The sequence below is a fragment of the Nitrospira sp. genome (genome assembly GCA_030692565.1).
Classification (GTDB): Bacteria; Nitrospirota; Nitrospiria; order Nitrospirales; family Nitrospiraceae; genus Nitrospira_D.
Window position 1 is genome coordinate 66,692 of sequence record JAUYAO010000001.1, and the last position, 16,864, is coordinate 83,555.

Here is a 16,864-nt window from a genome sequence, read left to right on the forward strand (position 1 = left end):
TACGTTGAATCAATAGGGCTCACGATTCGATCGCACGAGGACCAGAGCATGGGCCCACTATGAGCCAGGCGCCTCCCATCGTTGCCACTCTCATCGACCGGTTCGAGCAGAATCGCGATTCCTACAAGAGCCAGAGCTACAACGAAACCCAGGTGCGCCGGGAGTTTCTCGATCCGTTCTTCGAAGCGCTCGGATGGGATATCGCCAACAAGCAGGGCCATGCTGAGGCGTACAAAGACGTCATCCATGAAGATGCCATCAAGATCGGTGGCAACACCAAAGCGCCCGATTACTGTTTTCGCATCGGCGGGGCGCGTAAGTTTTTCCTGGAAGCCAAGAAGCCGGCCGTTAACGTCAAAGACGAGATCCCTCCGGCCTATCAGCTCCGCCGCTACGCCTGGTCGGCCAAACTGCCGCTGTCCATCCTGACGGATTTCGAAGAGTTCGCCGTCTACGATTGCCGCACCCGTCCGAACCCGTCTGATAAATCCAGCACGGGACGCATCCTCTATCTGACTTACCGGGACTACCTGGCCAGATGGGGCGAGATTGCCTCCATCTTTACCAAAGAGGCGGTGCTTAAAGGCTCCTTTGACAAGTACGCGGTCACTGATCGTAAGCGTGGCACCGCCACCGTCGATGCGGAGTTTCTGAAGGAGATCGAAACGTGGCGGGACACGCTCGCCAAGAATCTCGCGCTCAGGAATCCGGCGCTCACCGTCCACGAGCTGAACTTTTCTGTCCAGCGCACCATCGACCGGCTTATCTTCCTCCGTATTTGCGAAGATCGCGGCGTCGAACCCTACGGCCAACTGCAAGCGCTGCTGAATGGGCAGAACATCTACGGACGGCTGCGCTATCTCTACGAACAGGCCGACGACCGGTACAACTCCGGCCTCTTTCACTTCCACAAGGAACAGGATCGAGCCGAATCGCCCGACGATCTGACCCCCGGCCTCAAGATCGACGACAAGGTCCTCAAAGAGATTCTTGGTCGGCTCTACTATCCCCAGAGTCCCTACGAGTTCTCAGTCCTTCCCACGGAAATTCTCGGCCAGGTCTACGAGCAATTCCTCGGCAAGGTCATTCGTCTCACCTCGGGCCATCAGGCCAAGATCGAAGAGAAGCCGGAGGTCAAGAAGGCCGGCGGCGTCTATTACACCCCTGCGTACATCGTCGAATACATCGTCAAGCAGACAGTCGGCGTGCTGTGCGATGGCAAGACGCCGAAGCAGATTGCGAAGTTGACCGTGCTAGATCCGGCCTGCGGCTCAGGATCGTTCCTGCTCGGCGCCTACCGGTATCTGCTGAACTATCATCGTGATTGGTATGTGAAGGATGGGCCGGAGAAGCACCGCAAGGAACTCTTTCATGCGGCCAGCGGCGAATGGCGGCTGACCACGCAGGAGAAGAAGCGGATTCTCTTGAACAACATTTACGGCGTGGATATCGACAGTCAGGCCGTGGAAGTCACTAAGCTCAGTCTGCTGCTAAAAGTACTGGAAGGCGAAAGCGACGAGACGCTCAAGCGGCAACTCTCGTTTGTTCATGAGCGGGCGCTGCCTGATCTTGGCCAGAATATTAAAAGCGGCAACAGCCTGATAGGACCGGACTATTTCGCGGGCCAGCTCATGCCGGACGATGAAGAGATGCGGCGAGTCAACCCGTTCGACTGGAAGGCCGAGTTCCCCCACATATTTCCCTCTCCCTCTGGGAGAGGGCAGGGTGAGGGCGCCGGCGGCTTCGATGCCGTCATCGGCAATCCGCCGTATGTCCGGCAGGAAGCTCTATCGGAGTTCAAAGACTATCTGGCTCAACGCTACGAAGCCTACGACGGGGTAGCTGATCTGTTTGCCTACTTCATGGAGAAGAGCGTTGCGCTGCTCCGCGAAGGGGGGCGCTTCAGCTTTATCGTGTCGAGCAGCTTTCTCCGCACGACATACGGGGAGGCGTTGCGCCGAACGCTCAAGAGGCAGGCCGCCGTGCTCTGCATCCTGGACTTCGGCGGGCTGGCTGTATTCGAGAACGTGAAAGACACCTATGTCTGCATTCCGCTTCTGGCGAAAACGAAGCAGCCTCCACGGGTCGAAGTCTCGCGCATCCCTTCGCTGTACTTTGCGAATCTCGATGACTGCGCGATCGACCATCGCTTTACAATCCCGCAGGAACGCCTAACAGAAAATGCGTGGTCGCTGAAGTCAGATGAAGAGGCAGCCATCTTTGACAAGGTGCTCAAGGCTGGCAAGCCTCTTGGCGAATACGTTGATCGAAAATTCTTTCGCGGATTGCTAACTGGCCTGAATCAGGCGTTTGAGCTCAATCAGGCTCAGCGGGATGAGCTTGTGCGAGGTGCTCGCCAAAGCGAATCCCTCATTAAGCCATTCCTGGGCGGTCAGAATATTCGCCGTTATGAGATCGAGGATGATGGACGATTTTTAATCGTGCTTCCCTCTGGTTGGACGCAGACGGCCATGGCGAAGGAGAAGAAGCTAACTGGCCAGGCCCCTGAACGCGAAGCATGGAACTGGTTTTCTGCGACGTATCGCAACCTTGCAAGCCACCTTGAACCATTTGCCGAGGCATGCAGAAAACGACAAGATAAGGGGCAATACTGGTGGGAACTGCGCTCCTGCGACTACTATGAGTTTTTTGACGGCCCGAAAATTATTTTTCCCGATATCTGCAAGGCTCCACGTTTCTTCCTAGATCGGAGCGGTCGATATCTTGCCAATACTGCGTACTGTTTGGGTGTGGATGATCCGTATCTCCTCGGTATTCTGAACAGCCGACTGTTTTGGTTCGCGATCAGTAACCTCAGCATCCCGTTTGGAGTCCGTGCTGGTCAGTATCGCTATCGACTCATCTATCAATATATGGAGAAGGTGCCGATTCGAGTCATCGACTTCACCGTGAAGACGGACAAGGAAAAGCATGGCCGGATGCTCACGCTCGTCGAAAGCATGCTGGAGTTACACCAGCGCCTCACTGCCGCCAAGACGCCTGCCGACAAAGACCGTCTGCAACGCCAGATCGCCGCGACGGATCAGGAGATCGATCAGTTGGTCTATGGTCTCTACGGCCTGACGGAAGAGGAGATTACGATTGTTGAAGCGGCCTCGGTTGCAACTGCATCCAAAGTGAAGGAGAATGACAGCCATGAAACAGAAACCGAATCAGCCGATCGACCTGGCGCTAGCCGAGATACGTCTGCAACAGTGGCGCAGCCAGCACAATACCCCAGCGAAGGTAGCGGCGGCGCATCGGAAAGTCTTGCTGGAGCGGGTGAGCCAGTCCATGGCGTTCGAGAACCAGCCGGTCAGTACGGATCGTCTCAAGATTCTGACGCAAACTCCAAGAGCCAAAGCGAGCTAGGCTCCACTCGCGAATTTGAGACCGCCGAAGGCCGCCTCTCTTATTCAGAACTGTCCGAACGTCTCGCCGTGCCGCTCGTCAGCATCTACGACGAGATACTCCAAGCCAAGCCCAATCAGATCGTCATCACTTCCGAATGGCTGTGCCAGCGTCATACCCGGCTGGCCGGGCATTTGTTCCCCGATTGGGCTGGACGGTTCCGCGATGTGAATGTGCAGGTTGGTGCCCATATCCCGCCGCCCTACTTCGAAGTGCCGATCCACATGCGGCAGTTCTGTGATGATCTGGTGGAACGCTTGCGCCATGAGCCAGACGGAACGCTTGGCGGCTGCGCGACGCTCCTGGCCTGGGCGGATTGGCGCTTCCAGTGGATACATCCCTTCAAGGATTTTAATGGCCGAATTGGCCGCGTCCTGCTTGCGGCGCTACTCTATAAAATCGGTTTGCCTCATGTCGAAACTGCTCCACTGGAAGCTGTCATACGTCGTCAGTATTTGGAAGCCTTGCAAGCTGCCGACGACGGTAACCTTAGTTGGTTAACAGAGTTATGGACACACCGGATTGCAGAGTTGCTATAGCAACCAATAAAGAATTATCGCGTCAAGCAAAGTCTCGTGGATTTTCTTTGAATCCGAGAAAGAGGCCTGGAATCTTATGCGGAACCAGATAATGTATAGTTAGCCGGTGAATTGAATAATGACTTCTTCGTTTGAACATTTCTTTTGGCAACAGCGAGAGCTTCACCGTGCGCTTGAGAGTATGCGTCCAGCGCTCGATGCGTTGGATAACGTTCCTGGATCAATTATTGACAGCGTTGCCAAATTAGACCTCCTTCAAGACCAGTTCATGTTCCCACCGGATTACCTTGCGTCGACGCGGAAGATTCAGGAGCTACTCGCTTCAAGCCCTGCGATTGAAAGCTTAGAGTTGCTCAGTGGTTTGAATTCGCCAACGATGAGGACACTTCAGGGACAGCAATCTCAGATCGACGAGATCCTCAGAGCAATCGCGCCGTCGACAAGTGGAATTGATGCAGCCATGCAGCACATGATTAATTCTGTCGCGTCGACAGAAGCCTTGTTGGGACTTCAACGGCTCAGTGGACCGTTGGTTGAGGTTGTCCTTCAGCCACAACTTGCCTTTCAGGAATTTGTTAAGAAGTATCTAGATCTCGCGGCGGCTGGCTCCGAGATCGCACGGCAGAACCGACTGCTGCTTGTTGACGCAAGCGCGGGCATACTCGACTCGGTAAAAAAGGGATTCGACTTGGCTGCACTTATGTGTCCGAGTCATGAGGATTTGTGGGTAGGGGCAAGCCCACGCGTTAATGTCTATTCTGCACTTGATCATGAATTTGAGTTTCTCGACTTAGAAGAGCCTTCGATTGATGCTGAGTCAGTAGTTGAAACGAGCAGTTCTGGTATGGTTGCTGCCATAGGGGCTCAGCTTGTCCGGCTGGTCTATAATCTCAACGTGGAGGCAGAGCGTGAAGGCAAGGTTCCAGTATTCAAGCCGACGACCAAAACCTTGATGGCATGTGCGGTAATTCCTTTTCATGTTGCCTTTGATCCTGCATCATTCAATGAGATTACAGATCACCTCTTCTTTCTACTCTATGAGGGTTCGGGTTCCGCACAGCGCCTGACCACAAGACTTGATGAGAGAAAACTTGAGGCGTTGTGGATGTTGAAGCACCTACGTCTCGGATCTCGACACGATATTGATCACGGAACAGAACGGGAAATAGAAAAAAAGAACCTTCAGGTCGGCGAAGCCTACAAGCGGCTAGTTGGAAGTGTGGCTCCTCGCAGCAGGAAAGAGTGGATGAGTGCGCAGGTCGCGTTGTACAAGGAACTAGTTACTCAGCAGGCAGCAATATAGGCAACACTTGGATGTCTGAAGAACGAACGGACGAGTGCGGGGCGGCGCGCCATTTCGGCGAGTTGCGCGGTGATGCGATCGGCCAGACGTTCGCCTTTCTGTAAGGGCCGGCGTGCATTGCCGGTGCGCTTCGCATGGCTCCAGACCAACTCATCGGGGTTGAGGTCCGGGGCGTAGCCGGGCAGGTAGTGGAGGGTCAGTTTGCCGTCGAGTCCTGCGACGTACTCCTTGACCGCAAGCGACTTGTGGGCCGGCAGTCCATCAAGGATCAGATGCAGGGGCTTGCGGCGTCCGCGCATCATCCGGCGCAGCAAGTCCACGAACAGTGGGCCGGTCAACGCGCCCGCATAGGTGGCGAACCAGAAGGCGCCTTTGGAACTGATGGCCGAGGCGGCGCTGATGCTTTGACGTTGGCCGGGAACGTGGACCACCGGGGTCTGCGCGCGTGCGCTCCATGTCTTGCCGTGGACCGCATCGGCCCGAAAGCCCGACTCATCCCAGAAAGAGATCTCGGCGTGGGTCCGTTTGGCGTGGTGCGCAATCGTGGGATACGTCTCGCGCTGCCAGCGGGCAATCGCCTCAGGATCACGCTGGTACACCCGCTGCAAGGGCTTCTGCGGTGTCAGGCCCTGTCGCGCCAACAACGCCCCAATCGAGGCCAGGCTCAACCGCACGCCGAATCGTTGCGCGATCAGTTCGCGCACAATCTGGCGCGTCCACAAGCCGAAGTCGAACCCGTATTGCCGCGGATTCTTCCCATTGATCCAGTGAAACACCTGCCGCTCCTGCCTCGCGGTCAGGGTCCGTGGGCGGCCGGTCGCGGGACGTGCGGCAAGTGCGCGGAGTCCGTGCCCACTTCCGCGTGTCGCCATGAGCCAGCGATAGATGGTGCAGCGGTGAAAGCCGTAGCTGGCGATCACGTCGCTCGGGCGCTCGCCCTCGCGCACGCGCTCAACGGCCATCTTTCTGATGGTCTCCAAGGTGCTGTGGTCCAGTGTTCGTCCGTCTCGCGTCATAGCGGAACGGAGTATGCCACAATCAGCATGTGTTGTCTATATTACTGACCGCTGAGTAGGTCTGTCTGGTTGGTTCCGTTACTTGAGCTGCACACACTAAAGAGACCAGAGAGACGAGATAGCCTGAGTAGGCCATCGACGGCATGGTGGGGACGGAAAGTCAGAGGCGGGTGATGCTATGAAGCCCCCCTATGCCTTCTTCGAATCGCCCACCCTATTCCCGATGGAACATTCTCCGCAGCCGTGCCATATCGCCTTCTTCTCCGCCCAGCCGGTGCAGCATTCGGTGGCAATTCGCGCAGACCGTGACGAGGTCATGGCTTGACGACACCACACTCTCCGCCATCTGTGCCAGCGGAAGCACATGATGCGCTTCCGCAAAGCCGCTTCCGATCTCGCCATACACTTCCCGGAACGACATTTCACAGACCTGGCATCTGAACTGATCCCGCCGGAGACAGTGCTCAACCGAGGGACGGTCCTGTTCACGGGCCAGATGCTGGCGCACGGCATGACGGTTTACCACTCGAACGTAGTCCTGCTCGCGATCGCTCTCGCGTGGCGGCGCGTCGGGCTGCCGGCTCTTCATGACGCTCTCAAAAAACCCCGTGGCCTGGCCCACCAGGATCCGGACGGTTTCCGGGTCCTCCGGAAGAGCCGACCCATACTGCCCGTAATAGGAATAATCGCCTTCACTCTCGTGGAACTCTTCATAGATGGGCCGGTCATATTCGCTGGCGCCTAACGGTTTCTTCAGCACATAGTCTGATCGTGAGCCGGTGGCGAGCCGCATGTCCTTGTCGTTCAATTGCCGCACAGACCGAAGCGACTCCGGCAAGACGGAGATTCTCCTTCGGAGCTTGTCCGCTTGCGCCGCATAAAACCCGTACCAGAGTCTCCGCTGACCTTCCCGAGCCCATTCGCAGTACCAGATTTCCAATCTCGGCTCCCCCAGCCCCAACGATCCCAGCTCAACACGCCACCCGTTGGTGTGAGACTCTTTCAGCGGCAGCTTGGTGCGCAGCCGGATCAATCGTCCAAGGCGCCCCGACAGCTCCCGATGCAGCTCGTCCGCAACCAACTTCAGGCGCTTCATATCCTCGACATCCCGCACAGCATCTCCCATGACCACTCTCCTTCAACACACCATGTAACGATGGAACATGAACTGAACCGCGCCATTCCTGCCTGCTGTGCCACAGCCGTTGGCATCTTGACGATACCCGCCATAACCAGTCCAACGCACTCTACCCTATTCTCACGGTGTTGTGCCCTCACTCCCACCATTGTTTGCCCACCCCCGGTTACAGAACATTTACCCTCCTGCTACGTGCCTGTAACATTCCGCTGCCACACTGATACTGACGGCTTGTTCTTCAGAACCATCACGCGCGCAGCCCGAAGGAGGAGATGGACACCATGACCATCAAAGCCTGTTTCAAATCTCTCGGACTCTTGGCCTGGGCCATCGTCGTCGCGGTGCTTGAGAGGTGGCCCCGTTAGAAGGAACGAGCGTCTCACCAGCGTGAGCAGAATGTGCCCTGGCCGAAGCCAGCGCTGAACTGCTGGTTGCGTATGACGTCGTGCGAGTCGCCGTGAACATCGACAGAGGGTGATGGTTGAGGCGCGGATAGAGCGCAGGAGAACATATTCCCGGCCCCTGTGTTTGATTCAGTCCAGTGCTTCGCCATCGACGGCAAAGACGCTTGGCACGGTCGGCTTCAGATCATGGCAGGCCCGTTCAAGCCCCCTGCTCCCAACTCCTGAAGTCCTTGAGTTCTTCAGCAATGCTTTTCAGCACCCAGGCAATCACCGCCGCATCATCCACATAGCCGATAACAGGGATGAAGTCGGGAATCACATCCAGCGGGCTGATGAGATACAGAAGCGCCGCGACGATCGTCACGAGCTTGTGGACAGAGAGGCCTGTATAGGCACCGCTCACGGACGCTTTCAGGAGCCGCACCAATAATTGAAGGTCTCGCAACAGCGCTCCACCGCGACCTTGTGCGATCGAGACCGCCGCGGCCAACAGATAACGCAACCGCTCTTTGTCTCTGAGATACTCCGTCGCCGCCTTCGTGAACCCTCGAAACACCTTCAACGCCTTCAGGAGCATGGCTGGAGACAGTCTCTTCATTACGTCCTCCCTGAAGTGTGATCACTGCCCCGGTACGCAATCAGGCTTGAGGATAACAGGCAGTCCGCGCAGGATCAATTTGGACCGATGGCCAAGCACAGAAACAAACCACCGGCGCGGTGGGGATGGACAGTGAGCGGCGGACTCGGGCGGACATACGCGGCCGAACGGAAGGCTCCGATTGCGCGGGCTCGCCCTGCCTCCACACGCAACTTTTCCCTCCCCCAAGAGGTGACTCCAGCTTGCCGACTTGACAAGGTGCGTAGCTCCAATGTAATTACAGAACGTACACCCAGCGGATAGCAAGAGGAGAGCGGATGAAAGCACGCGTCGTACGCATCGGGAATTCTCAAGGCATCCGGATTCCGAAATCCGTCATTGAGCAATGCCACCTGCACGGAGCCGTCGATCTGGAAATCCAGCAGGGGCAACTGGTCATTCGCTCGGCCGCCAAGCCACGCGCCGGCTGGGACGAGGCCTTCGCGCAAATGCATCGCCACGGAGACGACCGCCTGAAGGACCAGGAATCAACCGCCTCATCCACGTGGGACCGGAGTGAGTGGACATGGTAGTGTCCCGCTTCGACGTCTATCTTATCCGCCTCGATCCCACCCAAGGCCGTGAAATCCGCAAGACCCGCCCGTGCCTCATCATCTCCCCGGACGAAATGAACCAGCACATCGATACGGTGATCATCGCCCCCATGACACCACGACTCACCCGCCCACCCCGGATGCGCCGAGACGCATCCTTGCCCGAGAGCCTCCCCTACCCCACCCGTGTGCCGATGCGGTTCAAAGGCAAGTCGGGGCAGATCGTGCTGGATCAGATCAGGACTGTGGCCAAAAGCCGGCTGGGGAAGCGCATGGGAAAACTCGACGACATGACACGCGCACAGGTCCTCACCCTCCTCGCCGAACTCTTCGCCCCATAGACGCGACACAGCACGCACGCAGGAAATCCGAAGCAGACTTCCCGGCAAGCCTTGAAGTCATCACTTCCCTTCGATCTGCAGGCCGCGGCCGTAGGGACGTTTGAGAGCGCTGGTCAGGGCAAGGGGTCGTCAGCGGAAGGTCCACCCAGCACTCAGGATCAAGAACTCAGCACTTCTGAGGAGCACTCAGGACCCAGCGTTCTGCACTGGGCGTCGCCCTCGGCGGCGTGGCGGGGGTGGAAAGTTGGAGACGGGCGAGGCGTAAAATGGCGTGACTGGCGGGAGGGCTTGGGATTCAGTTGTGGTCCCCATTTCCTCCCCCGAAGTCGTCCGGTTCAACGAGACAATTGGCTGCGACATGGTCGCGCCGCGATTCAGACCAAAAACTGCACCCTTATCCTAACCGCGACTGCCAATAGCCAGGCCGTCGCTTCAGATGCATGATGGCGACGACGAGCAGACCATGAGCGTGTTGGCTATAAATAACAGCGAATGGGAAGCGATGCACAAGGAAGCGCCTTGTTCCTTGCTTATAGTCCGGCCAGGTATTCGGAGTTTCTCGTATTCGGGAGACGGCAGCAGTGATTTCGTAGAAAAACGAACCCCCGAGACCGGGTCGCTGTGCGTCGTACCATGCTTTCGCTCTCTCGAGCTCGTCGAGGGCGGCGGGATGAAATTCGAGGAGCAGTTCACCGGCCATGTCGCAGGCGCCTCTGGACCTCCTCCCAAGGAATCGTCTTCGCCTCGCCACGTTCGATTTGCTGTAAACGCTGCTGAATTTCTTCCTGCCAAGCCTGCTCTACATCGATATCCGGAACCTCATCGAGGCTGACGATCAATTTCTCGGCCACTTCTGCGCGTTCAGTGGGCGAGAGTTTGAGGGCTTGTTCTACGATAGCTTGTGACTTGTCCGTCATGATCTACCTCCCTTCACTGCTCTACCGGTCGTAATCCTGCAAGGCTGGAAACTTACACGCCATTTCACACCTCGTCGTCCTGGTTGTCCCACACATGACGCATCGCCGGCTCCTGCGCCTGCCTCACTTCTTCCGTGAGCGGGTCTCTCAGACCCTGTTTGATTTCAATGTGCTCGATGAAATCCAGCACTTCCTGCGCGAGTGTGTCCGGAAGCTTCTGCGCTTCTTGAAACATTCGCTCCGCTGTCGACATCGCGTCCTCGCTGTTAGTGGGCCACCCGGACCACAGTCAAGGGCTCTATTATGGTCTGAAGACCCTCTGGAAACAACTGATGCACCTTTCAGAGTCCACCTTCTTGCACATAGGGCACGTGCTCGATGGCCCCCCATATCAAAGCGGTGAGCCGTGTTGAAGGGACTATCCGGCGCGAAGGCCGGCGCGGCTGGATTGAAGACATTGTAGTCACGCTCGTATTGATCAGGAAAGATTTGCTCGGCAAAGGAGAGAGCGTCAACCAGGAGCAAGTCCATCAGAAGCAGGATCCACATCGAGCGCCTCCGGGCTCAAGCTTGGCTTATAGGTCACTACGCAGCACTTCGGAGGAGCACTCAGGACCCAGCGCTGTCCTTCGCCCTCGGCGGCGTGGCGGGGGTGGAAAGTTGGAGACGGGCGATGTATGAGACGGTGGGACCGGAAAGAAGACTTCCGACTGAGAAGGCGTATCTATTTCCGCTGGTGTAATCAATTCGTACTAGCTGGTGCAAAACTGAGGCATCGGTCGTAGAAACGAGAGAGCTCCGCTCCACACCTTGTATCGGCAGATCGGATTGCCTCAATAATCTGCTCCCATGACAACACCCTGAGCCTTTTCTCATCCACAAGGCGAAGTACGAGAGGGTGAAAGTATTCGCTCTCCCATTTTCGCAGCGTTTGAGCCTCTGTGCGCTGTGAAGATTCATAAGTGGTGACTCGCTGATGTACTGCCGAACGAATGGAGTCTGGGTTCAGGCAGGCCTCAAGATTGGTATCCCGATGGGTGCGTTTGGAGGCTTCAGGTGCAATCACAAAAAACCCAACGGACTCAAATGAGGATAGATCCTTTCCACTTTTGGCAATAGCGGCAGCCATGCATGCAACATTTCTCGCAGCTTGATTATATCCTGGGGCGTTTTTCGTCCCAGACGAGAGATTGCTAAACATCTTTGCTTCCAGCACAACGAACTGTCTTGCATCGGGTCCAAGGCTCAGCCCTGACTTCGTTGACGCGCGAAAATCGAAATGTCCCAAAACTCCATCCGCATTCGTAAACCCCTCTCCAAGCGGGTCCGACTTAAAGCGAGACCTAAACGGTGAGCTCAAAAGAGCCTCAGAATACCAATTTGCTCCCTGCAGAAAGCTCAGGGGGTGATTAGGAACATTCAGACTCTGGATTGCGTCCAGAACTAGACGCAACATCCAGCCCTCATTAAAGACTTCCGTAGCTGGGAAGCGCCCTGCCGAAGACTCGCGTTCACATGACTGGAGAATCTTGTAGAAGCGCTCAGGAATCACTGAGTTTTCACTGGGGTCTAGATTTAGCATTTATGAATCTCCAGGTTTCCGGACTGCCGATCTTCCTTCAAAATCATCGCGATTTGAGCCGGTGTGAGTAGGGCGTCGGGTTTGTGCTGACCAAGCCAGTTGATTGCCTCTTCTCCGGATAGCCCCAAGACATCCTTGGCCAGCAACGCGGCAAACAAGGCCGTTCGCCCAAGTCCTGCAGAACAATGAATCAGAACATTATGACCATCTGATGCCCACGCCCTCGCCTGCTTCAGCACGTCAGCCAGTTGGCCATTGGAAGGAATACCGTAGTTGGGAGTGGGAAGAGAGAAGACCGTCAAACCTTCCTCGCGATAGACCGCAAGCAAATCTCTCCCCGTCTTTTCCTTGCACTCTTCTATTTCTGCCAGGAGAACAATTGAGGAGATGCCGGCGGCTTTCAAATCCTGCAGGAGCGTTCCCCCTGGGTCATACAACCCGAATGGCATGGGGCTGCCGTAGACCTGACCGGGGAGATTGAGAGGATAGAGGGTAAATGACAAGTGAGAGCGCCTTAACTTCCAGCGGCTATGGCCTCGCCTGGACCTGCGGTTGATACAAATATTTCTGAAATCCCGCGAAGACTTTGCCGATCTCCTCGGGCTTTCCCAGATCGGCCACGGCGTCAGCGATGGCGTTGTGATACTTGAGCTTGAGCAATGGCGACAGCTTGTCTTGGGCTAGCTCCTCCACTCCGACTTTCACATATTGGGCGAGGACAAAGTCCAGGAACGCCTGCTGCTTGCGGTTGAAGTGGGTACTGATCTCTAGCTTGGCCCTAACAGCCCGCTCTTCGCGCGTGAGTGGGGCGAGAGCATAGGCTACATGCGCGAGCACGTCGAAGAGATCGCCGTTCTCGGCATCGATGATCCGTTGCATTTCGGCCATCTGTTCCGAGCCAAACCCTTTCTCCGCAAGCCCCTGTAACAACTTCACTCTTGTATCAGGCGCACTCCATAAGGCGCGGAGTTCGGCTTCGTCCTTGAAGAACTCAGGTAATTTGCCAAACAGCATTTCTAAAAACTGCTGCGCCGACATAGGCGTCCCGTCGGGATGCCAGAAGGTCGTCACCATCATGTGTTGGATGGTGCGGGCTTTGCCGTCGGCCAGTTTCACCTTGACTCTCTTCTTCCTCACATACTCGTCAGTCTCTTCACGCACTCCATCGCCCAGTGGAGGCGACGGTGGAACCGTCTTGCCTCCCGCATTCGTTTCCGGCTCGATCGGCTCCCCATCCCATTCCGGATCGCTGAAGTGGTGGTGCGCCTTCACAAAGTCATAGATCGTGAAGTAGTCCTTCCCGTCATAGAGCCGCGTCCCTCGCCCGATGATCTGCTTGAACTCGATCATGGAGTTAATTGGGCGCATGAGGACGATGTTGCGGATATTGCGAGCATCGACACCGGTTGAGAGCTTTTGCGAGGTCGTCAGAATCGTGGGGATGGTCTTCTCGTTGTCTTGAAAGTCGCGGAGGTGTTGGTCGCCGAGTTCGCCGTCGTTGGCCGTCACCCGCTGGCAGTAGTTGGGGTCGGTGCTCGTCTTCATCTGGTTGATGAGATCGCGCACTCCCAGCGCATGGTCCTGCGTGGCGCAGAACACCAGCGTCTTCTCCTGCTGGTTGATCTGGCTCATGAAGATCTCGACACGTTTCTTTTCGCGTTCTTTGATCTCGATGATCTTATTAAAGTCGCTCTCCGTATAGCGCTTCTTCGCCTCAATCTCACCTTCCACAAGCGTGTCGTCCGGCGTATAGACGTACTCATCGAGCGTCGTGGAGATCTGCTTCACCTTGAACGGCGTCAGGAAGCCGTCGTTAATGCCGTCCTTGAGGGAATAGATATAGACCGGCTCGCCGAAGTAGCGATAGGTGTCCACATTGTCTTTGCGTTTGGGCGTGGCGGTCAGTCCAAGCTGTACGGCGGGGGCAAAGTATTCAAGGATGCCGCGCCAGTTGCTCTCATCATTCGCACCACCCCGGTGGCACTCGTCGATGACGATGAAGTCGAAGAAGTCCGGCGGATACTCACCGAAATAGGGCGATGGCTTTCCATCCTTCGGCGGCCCGCTCATGAAGGTCTGGAAGATGGTGAAGAACAAGCTGCCGTTCTTCGGCACCTTGCCCTTCTTGCGGATGTCGTCCGGCTCGATTCGCACCAGCGCATCTTCAGGAAAGGCGGAGAAGGCGTTGTAGGCCTGATTGGTCAAAATGTTCCGGTCAGCCAGAAACAGAATGCGTGGCCGACGCGACGGCTCGCGGCTCAGGTTCCAACGGCTGTGGAAGAGCTTCCAGGCAATCTGAAAGGCGATAAAGGTCTTTCCTGTTCCCGTTGCCAAGGTAAGGAGGATGCGAGGCTTCTTTCCCGCAATTGCCTCCATGACCCTTTCGACGGCAATATCCTGATAGTACCGACTGGGATGACTGCCGCCCTTGTCTTCGAATGGGACAGCGGCAAAGTGGTCACGCCACGCGTTCTTCTTGGCGAAGGTCTGCTGCCATAGGTCGTCCGGAGTTGGGTAAGACAGCGTCTCACCCTCCTTCCCGGTCTCCATGTCGATGCCATAGACACTTTGGCCGTTGGTGGCGTAGGTAAAGCGAATGGCGAGCTTCCCCGCATAGCTCTTCGCCTGCCCCACCCCTTCAGTCAGTTCTTCATCCCAAGCCTTGGCCTCAACGACGGCGAGCTTATGATTGCGATAGACCAGCACATAGTCGGCGATCAAGGGCTTACTGCGCCGCCCAAGGCCTTCGATACGACCGAGCGTGATGGGATATTCGCGTAGAACGCGACTCCCCTCGACGACGCCCCAGCCTGCTGCCTTCAGCGCTGGATCAATGTACTCGGCTCTGGTTTCGGCTTCGTTCATGCGTCTCCACCACTACCGAGTTGCAACTCCAGGGATTGTCTGACCAATCCAATCACATACGGCAGCTCGTCCGCTTTGGAGAGGCTAATTTCCACATCGCCATTGCCCCAGCGCCCCATGCCCGCGACATCTCTGCACAGCCCCTTGGGGTCATTCACCTCGGCGAAGTCCATATTGATCGAAAGGAGTAATCGCTTCGCCTGTGGAATCACGTCCACAAAGTTGGTCTCAGCCTTATAAGCCACATACAGCTTCAGAAATTCCTCGCTCACGCACGGGTCGAGCCCGAGCACCGCTTTGCGAAAGGCCTTGAAGAGATCTCGGACAGTACTTCCGTACATGTCGCTGCCCCTCGCCAAGTAAGGATGGTCTTCGATGGTGTACTCCGCGACGGCATCGGCTTTCGGACGGTAGGCATCCAGAATATCGCGGGGCAGCACAGGGGCGGACCAAACGTTGACCGCAAGGTCTGCAAGCTTGCCAGCGCGGACCTTGATTGCGCCTTCGCTCCAAGACTCCAACGCACCAAGTCCCTGATTGAGTTTGAGCGGGCTTTGCTTCAACCCTTTCTCCGGAGCATCCGGCATGTCCCGTTTATCGTCAAAGGGCCGATCACTATAGTCGGAGTTGTAGGCGGTCAGCGTTAGATTGCCGAGTGTGTGCAACCAGGTTTTCTGAACCGTCTGCCAGCCTTCGCCGAGCGCTTCGCGCCATTTGGGCGAGAGGTTTTCATTCTGCGGCAAGATATGCTCGATGGTGTATTCGTCTACCATCACACGCTCTTTGCGACCGTGATTCTCCAAACGGCGCAACCAATAACTGCGACTGCGGAAGTTGTAGAGATCGCGGGTTTGTAAATCTCGGCGGAACTCGTCGTCTGTGGGGAATCGTCGGTAGGACGGCAGCAACAAATAGTGCGCCTGTATGCTCTCGAAATAGCGGTCCTTCTTCAGCGCCTTAGTGAAGGTGGCAAACGTCTTATTCATCGAATTGGTCGGGATCGCGCAGATGGCACGACGGAATACATACGCTTCGATAAGACGCACACTCGCCAGTAAGGCGGCTTTGGGTAGAGTGTTAGCCTTGTAGTCGTGATATAGCTCCAGCAGGAACGGATACGCCACATCCACTTTCAGCTCGCGCAGGTCTTGGAAGGCCAACTTGAGGTCGGCGTCGGGTTCGCTGCCCAGCGCCATCGCGCAGAAATGTCGGGCGTAGTCACGAATCTCATGAACCAGGCTTTCGATGTGGCTTTTATCATCAGTGGCATCGGCCCGTGAGTCTCGCGCATGGCCTTTGAAGGCGTCGTAAACGGCATTGATATTGGGAATTTCGCCCGTCTTGACAGTGAGGTAATGCCGCATGAAGCCATCGAAGTGCGTGCCATAGGCTTCCTGCCCGAAATCCAACTCCATGGGGCGCCAGAACTGCTCGTACAGCCGCGCTTGCAGAACTGGTTCAAGCCCCATCAAAATGAAGTTGCGGATAAGATCGGCCTGACTCAACTCCTTGCCAGTTGAGTTCATGCTTTCGAAAATGAGCTGCGGGTTGTCCTGATCGCGGGTCAGCGCGATGTCCACGACGACCAACTTCGCCAGCCCCTTGCACAACGTAGCGAGTTCGACCTTGTCTTCCGCAATCCATTTTTCAAACGACCCGTAATTCGCCGTGATGCGGAGGGACGGATGTTGAGGCGACTCCTCATTACCAACAATGGCAGTGAGCGAGGCCTTGTCAGTTTGGGACAGCAACAGCTTGAAGTGACGTTCACCAGATTCTTCCGGATTGAGCAGGTAATAATTCTTGATCTTACGCTGCGAGAAGCCGTCAAACGGTTCGCCTTCTCCCACTGCTTTGGCGAGAGCCGCCAGCAACAGCGATACCGTGGTCAGGCGCTGCTGGCCGTCAATGACGAGGAGCGGGGCTTGATGCGTGACTTGGGATACGCCGCTCTCGACATACACGATGGAACCGACGAAATGGACGGTGATCTTATCGCTGCGGCCACAACGTACAATGTCGTCCCACAGTTGGCGGCATTCCTTCTCGGTCCACGAATAGGTGCGTTGATATATCGGAATGACGAACTGGGGCGACTTCTTGAGGAGATCAAGCAATCTGGCTTCGGTGGCTTTCATCGCGTGAGTCCTTCGGCTC

General features: G+C 56.3%; 14 protein-coding genes. 4 read left to right on the plus strand and 10 right to left on the minus strand.

Annotated elements, in window-relative coordinates; all coding sequences use genetic code 11:
* Positions 1-59: 59 nt before the first annotated feature.
* Complete coding sequence (locus Q8N04_00335) at positions 60-3,950, plus strand: TaqI-like C-terminal specificity domain-containing protein (protein ID MDP3089102.1); 3,891 nt, start codon at positions 60-62, stop codon at positions 3,948-3,950.
* A 118-nt stretch (positions 3,951-4,068) separates the two neighbouring features.
* Entirely contained in the window at positions 4,069-5,253 is a 1,185-nt protein-coding gene (locus Q8N04_00340) for a hypothetical protein (protein MDP3089103.1), read from the plus strand.
* Here the strand turns inward: Q8N04_00340 and Q8N04_00345 are convergent.
* The 3 genes from Q8N04_00345 to Q8N04_00355 form a co-directional block, all read right to left on the minus strand.
* Positions 5,235-6,269: an IS630 family transposase gene (locus Q8N04_00345; protein ID MDP3089104.1), complete on the minus strand. Its 1,035-nt coding sequence runs from the start codon at positions 6,267-6,269 to the stop codon at positions 5,235-5,237. The genes Q8N04_00340 and Q8N04_00345 overlap by 19 nt on opposite strands.
* Positions 6,270-6,483: 214 nt before the next feature.
* Entirely contained in the window at positions 6,484-7,395 is a 912-nt protein-coding gene (locus Q8N04_00350; protein MDP3089105.1) for an HNH endonuclease, read from the minus strand.
* A gap of 615 nt (positions 7,396-8,010) precedes the next feature.
* Entirely contained in the window at positions 8,011-8,409 is a 399-nt protein-coding gene (locus Q8N04_00355; GenBank protein MDP3089106.1) for a YkvA family protein, read from the minus strand.
* 317 nt (positions 8,410-8,726) lie between these two features.
* On the opposite strand from Q8N04_00355, the gene Q8N04_00360 reads away from it, so the two are divergent.
* Complete coding sequence (locus Q8N04_00360; GenBank protein ID MDP3089107.1) at positions 8,727-8,981, plus strand: AbrB/MazE/SpoVT family DNA-binding domain-containing protein; 255 nt, start codon at positions 8,727-8,729, stop codon at positions 8,979-8,981.
* Positions 8,975-9,343 carry a type II toxin-antitoxin system PemK/MazF family toxin gene (locus tag Q8N04_00365; protein ID MDP3089108.1) on the plus strand — a complete coding sequence of 123 codons (369 nt, stop codon included), beginning with the start codon at positions 8,975-8,977 and terminating at the stop codon, positions 9,341-9,343. Before Q8N04_00360 ends, Q8N04_00365 begins: the two co-directional genes overlap by 7 nt.
* Before the next feature lie 394 nt (positions 9,344-9,737).
* Here the strand turns inward: Q8N04_00365 and Q8N04_00370 are convergent, their stop codons facing one another.
* The 7 genes from Q8N04_00370 to Q8N04_00400 all read right to left on the minus strand — a co-directional run bounded on the left by Q8N04_00370 (position 9,738) and on the right by Q8N04_00400 (position 16,845).
* Entirely contained in the window at positions 9,738-10,043 is a 306-nt protein-coding gene (locus Q8N04_00370; protein MDP3089109.1) for a type II toxin-antitoxin system RelE/ParE family toxin, read from the minus strand.
* Positions 10,033-10,260 carry an addiction module protein gene (locus Q8N04_00375; protein ID MDP3089110.1) on the minus strand — a complete coding sequence of 76 codons (228 nt, stop codon included), beginning with the start codon at positions 10,258-10,260 and terminating at the stop codon, positions 10,033-10,035. The genes Q8N04_00370 and Q8N04_00375 overlap by 11 nt, the downstream gene beginning before the upstream one ends.
* Before the next feature lie 64 nt (positions 10,261-10,324).
* A complete protein-coding gene (locus Q8N04_00380) occupies positions 10,325-10,513 on the minus strand; it encodes a hypothetical protein (protein ID MDP3089111.1) in 189 nt (62 codons plus the stop codon).
* A 489-nt stretch (positions 10,514-11,002) separates the two neighbouring features.
* Positions 11,003-11,842: a hypothetical protein gene (locus Q8N04_00385; GenBank protein ID MDP3089112.1), complete on the minus strand. Its 840-nt coding sequence runs from the start codon at positions 11,840-11,842 to the stop codon at positions 11,003-11,005.
* Entirely contained in the window at positions 11,836-12,345 is a 510-nt protein-coding gene (locus Q8N04_00390; GenBank protein ID MDP3089113.1) for a protein-tyrosine phosphatase family protein, read from the minus strand. The genes Q8N04_00385 and Q8N04_00390 overlap by 7 nt, the downstream gene beginning before the upstream one ends.
* Before the next feature lie 25 nt (positions 12,346-12,370).
* Positions 12,371-14,707: a DEAD/DEAH box helicase family protein gene (locus Q8N04_00395; GenBank protein ID MDP3089114.1), complete on the minus strand. Its 2,337-nt coding sequence runs from the start codon at positions 14,705-14,707 to the stop codon at positions 12,371-12,373.
* The gene (locus Q8N04_00400; protein ID MDP3089115.1) at positions 14,704-16,845 is read right to left on the minus strand and encodes a DUF262 and DUF1524 domain-containing protein; all 2,142 of its coding nucleotides are present in this window, start codon (positions 16,843-16,845) and stop codon (positions 14,704-14,706) included. The genes Q8N04_00395 and Q8N04_00400 overlap by 4 nt, the downstream gene beginning before the upstream one ends.
* Between the last annotated feature and the right edge of the window lie 19 nt (positions 16,846-16,864).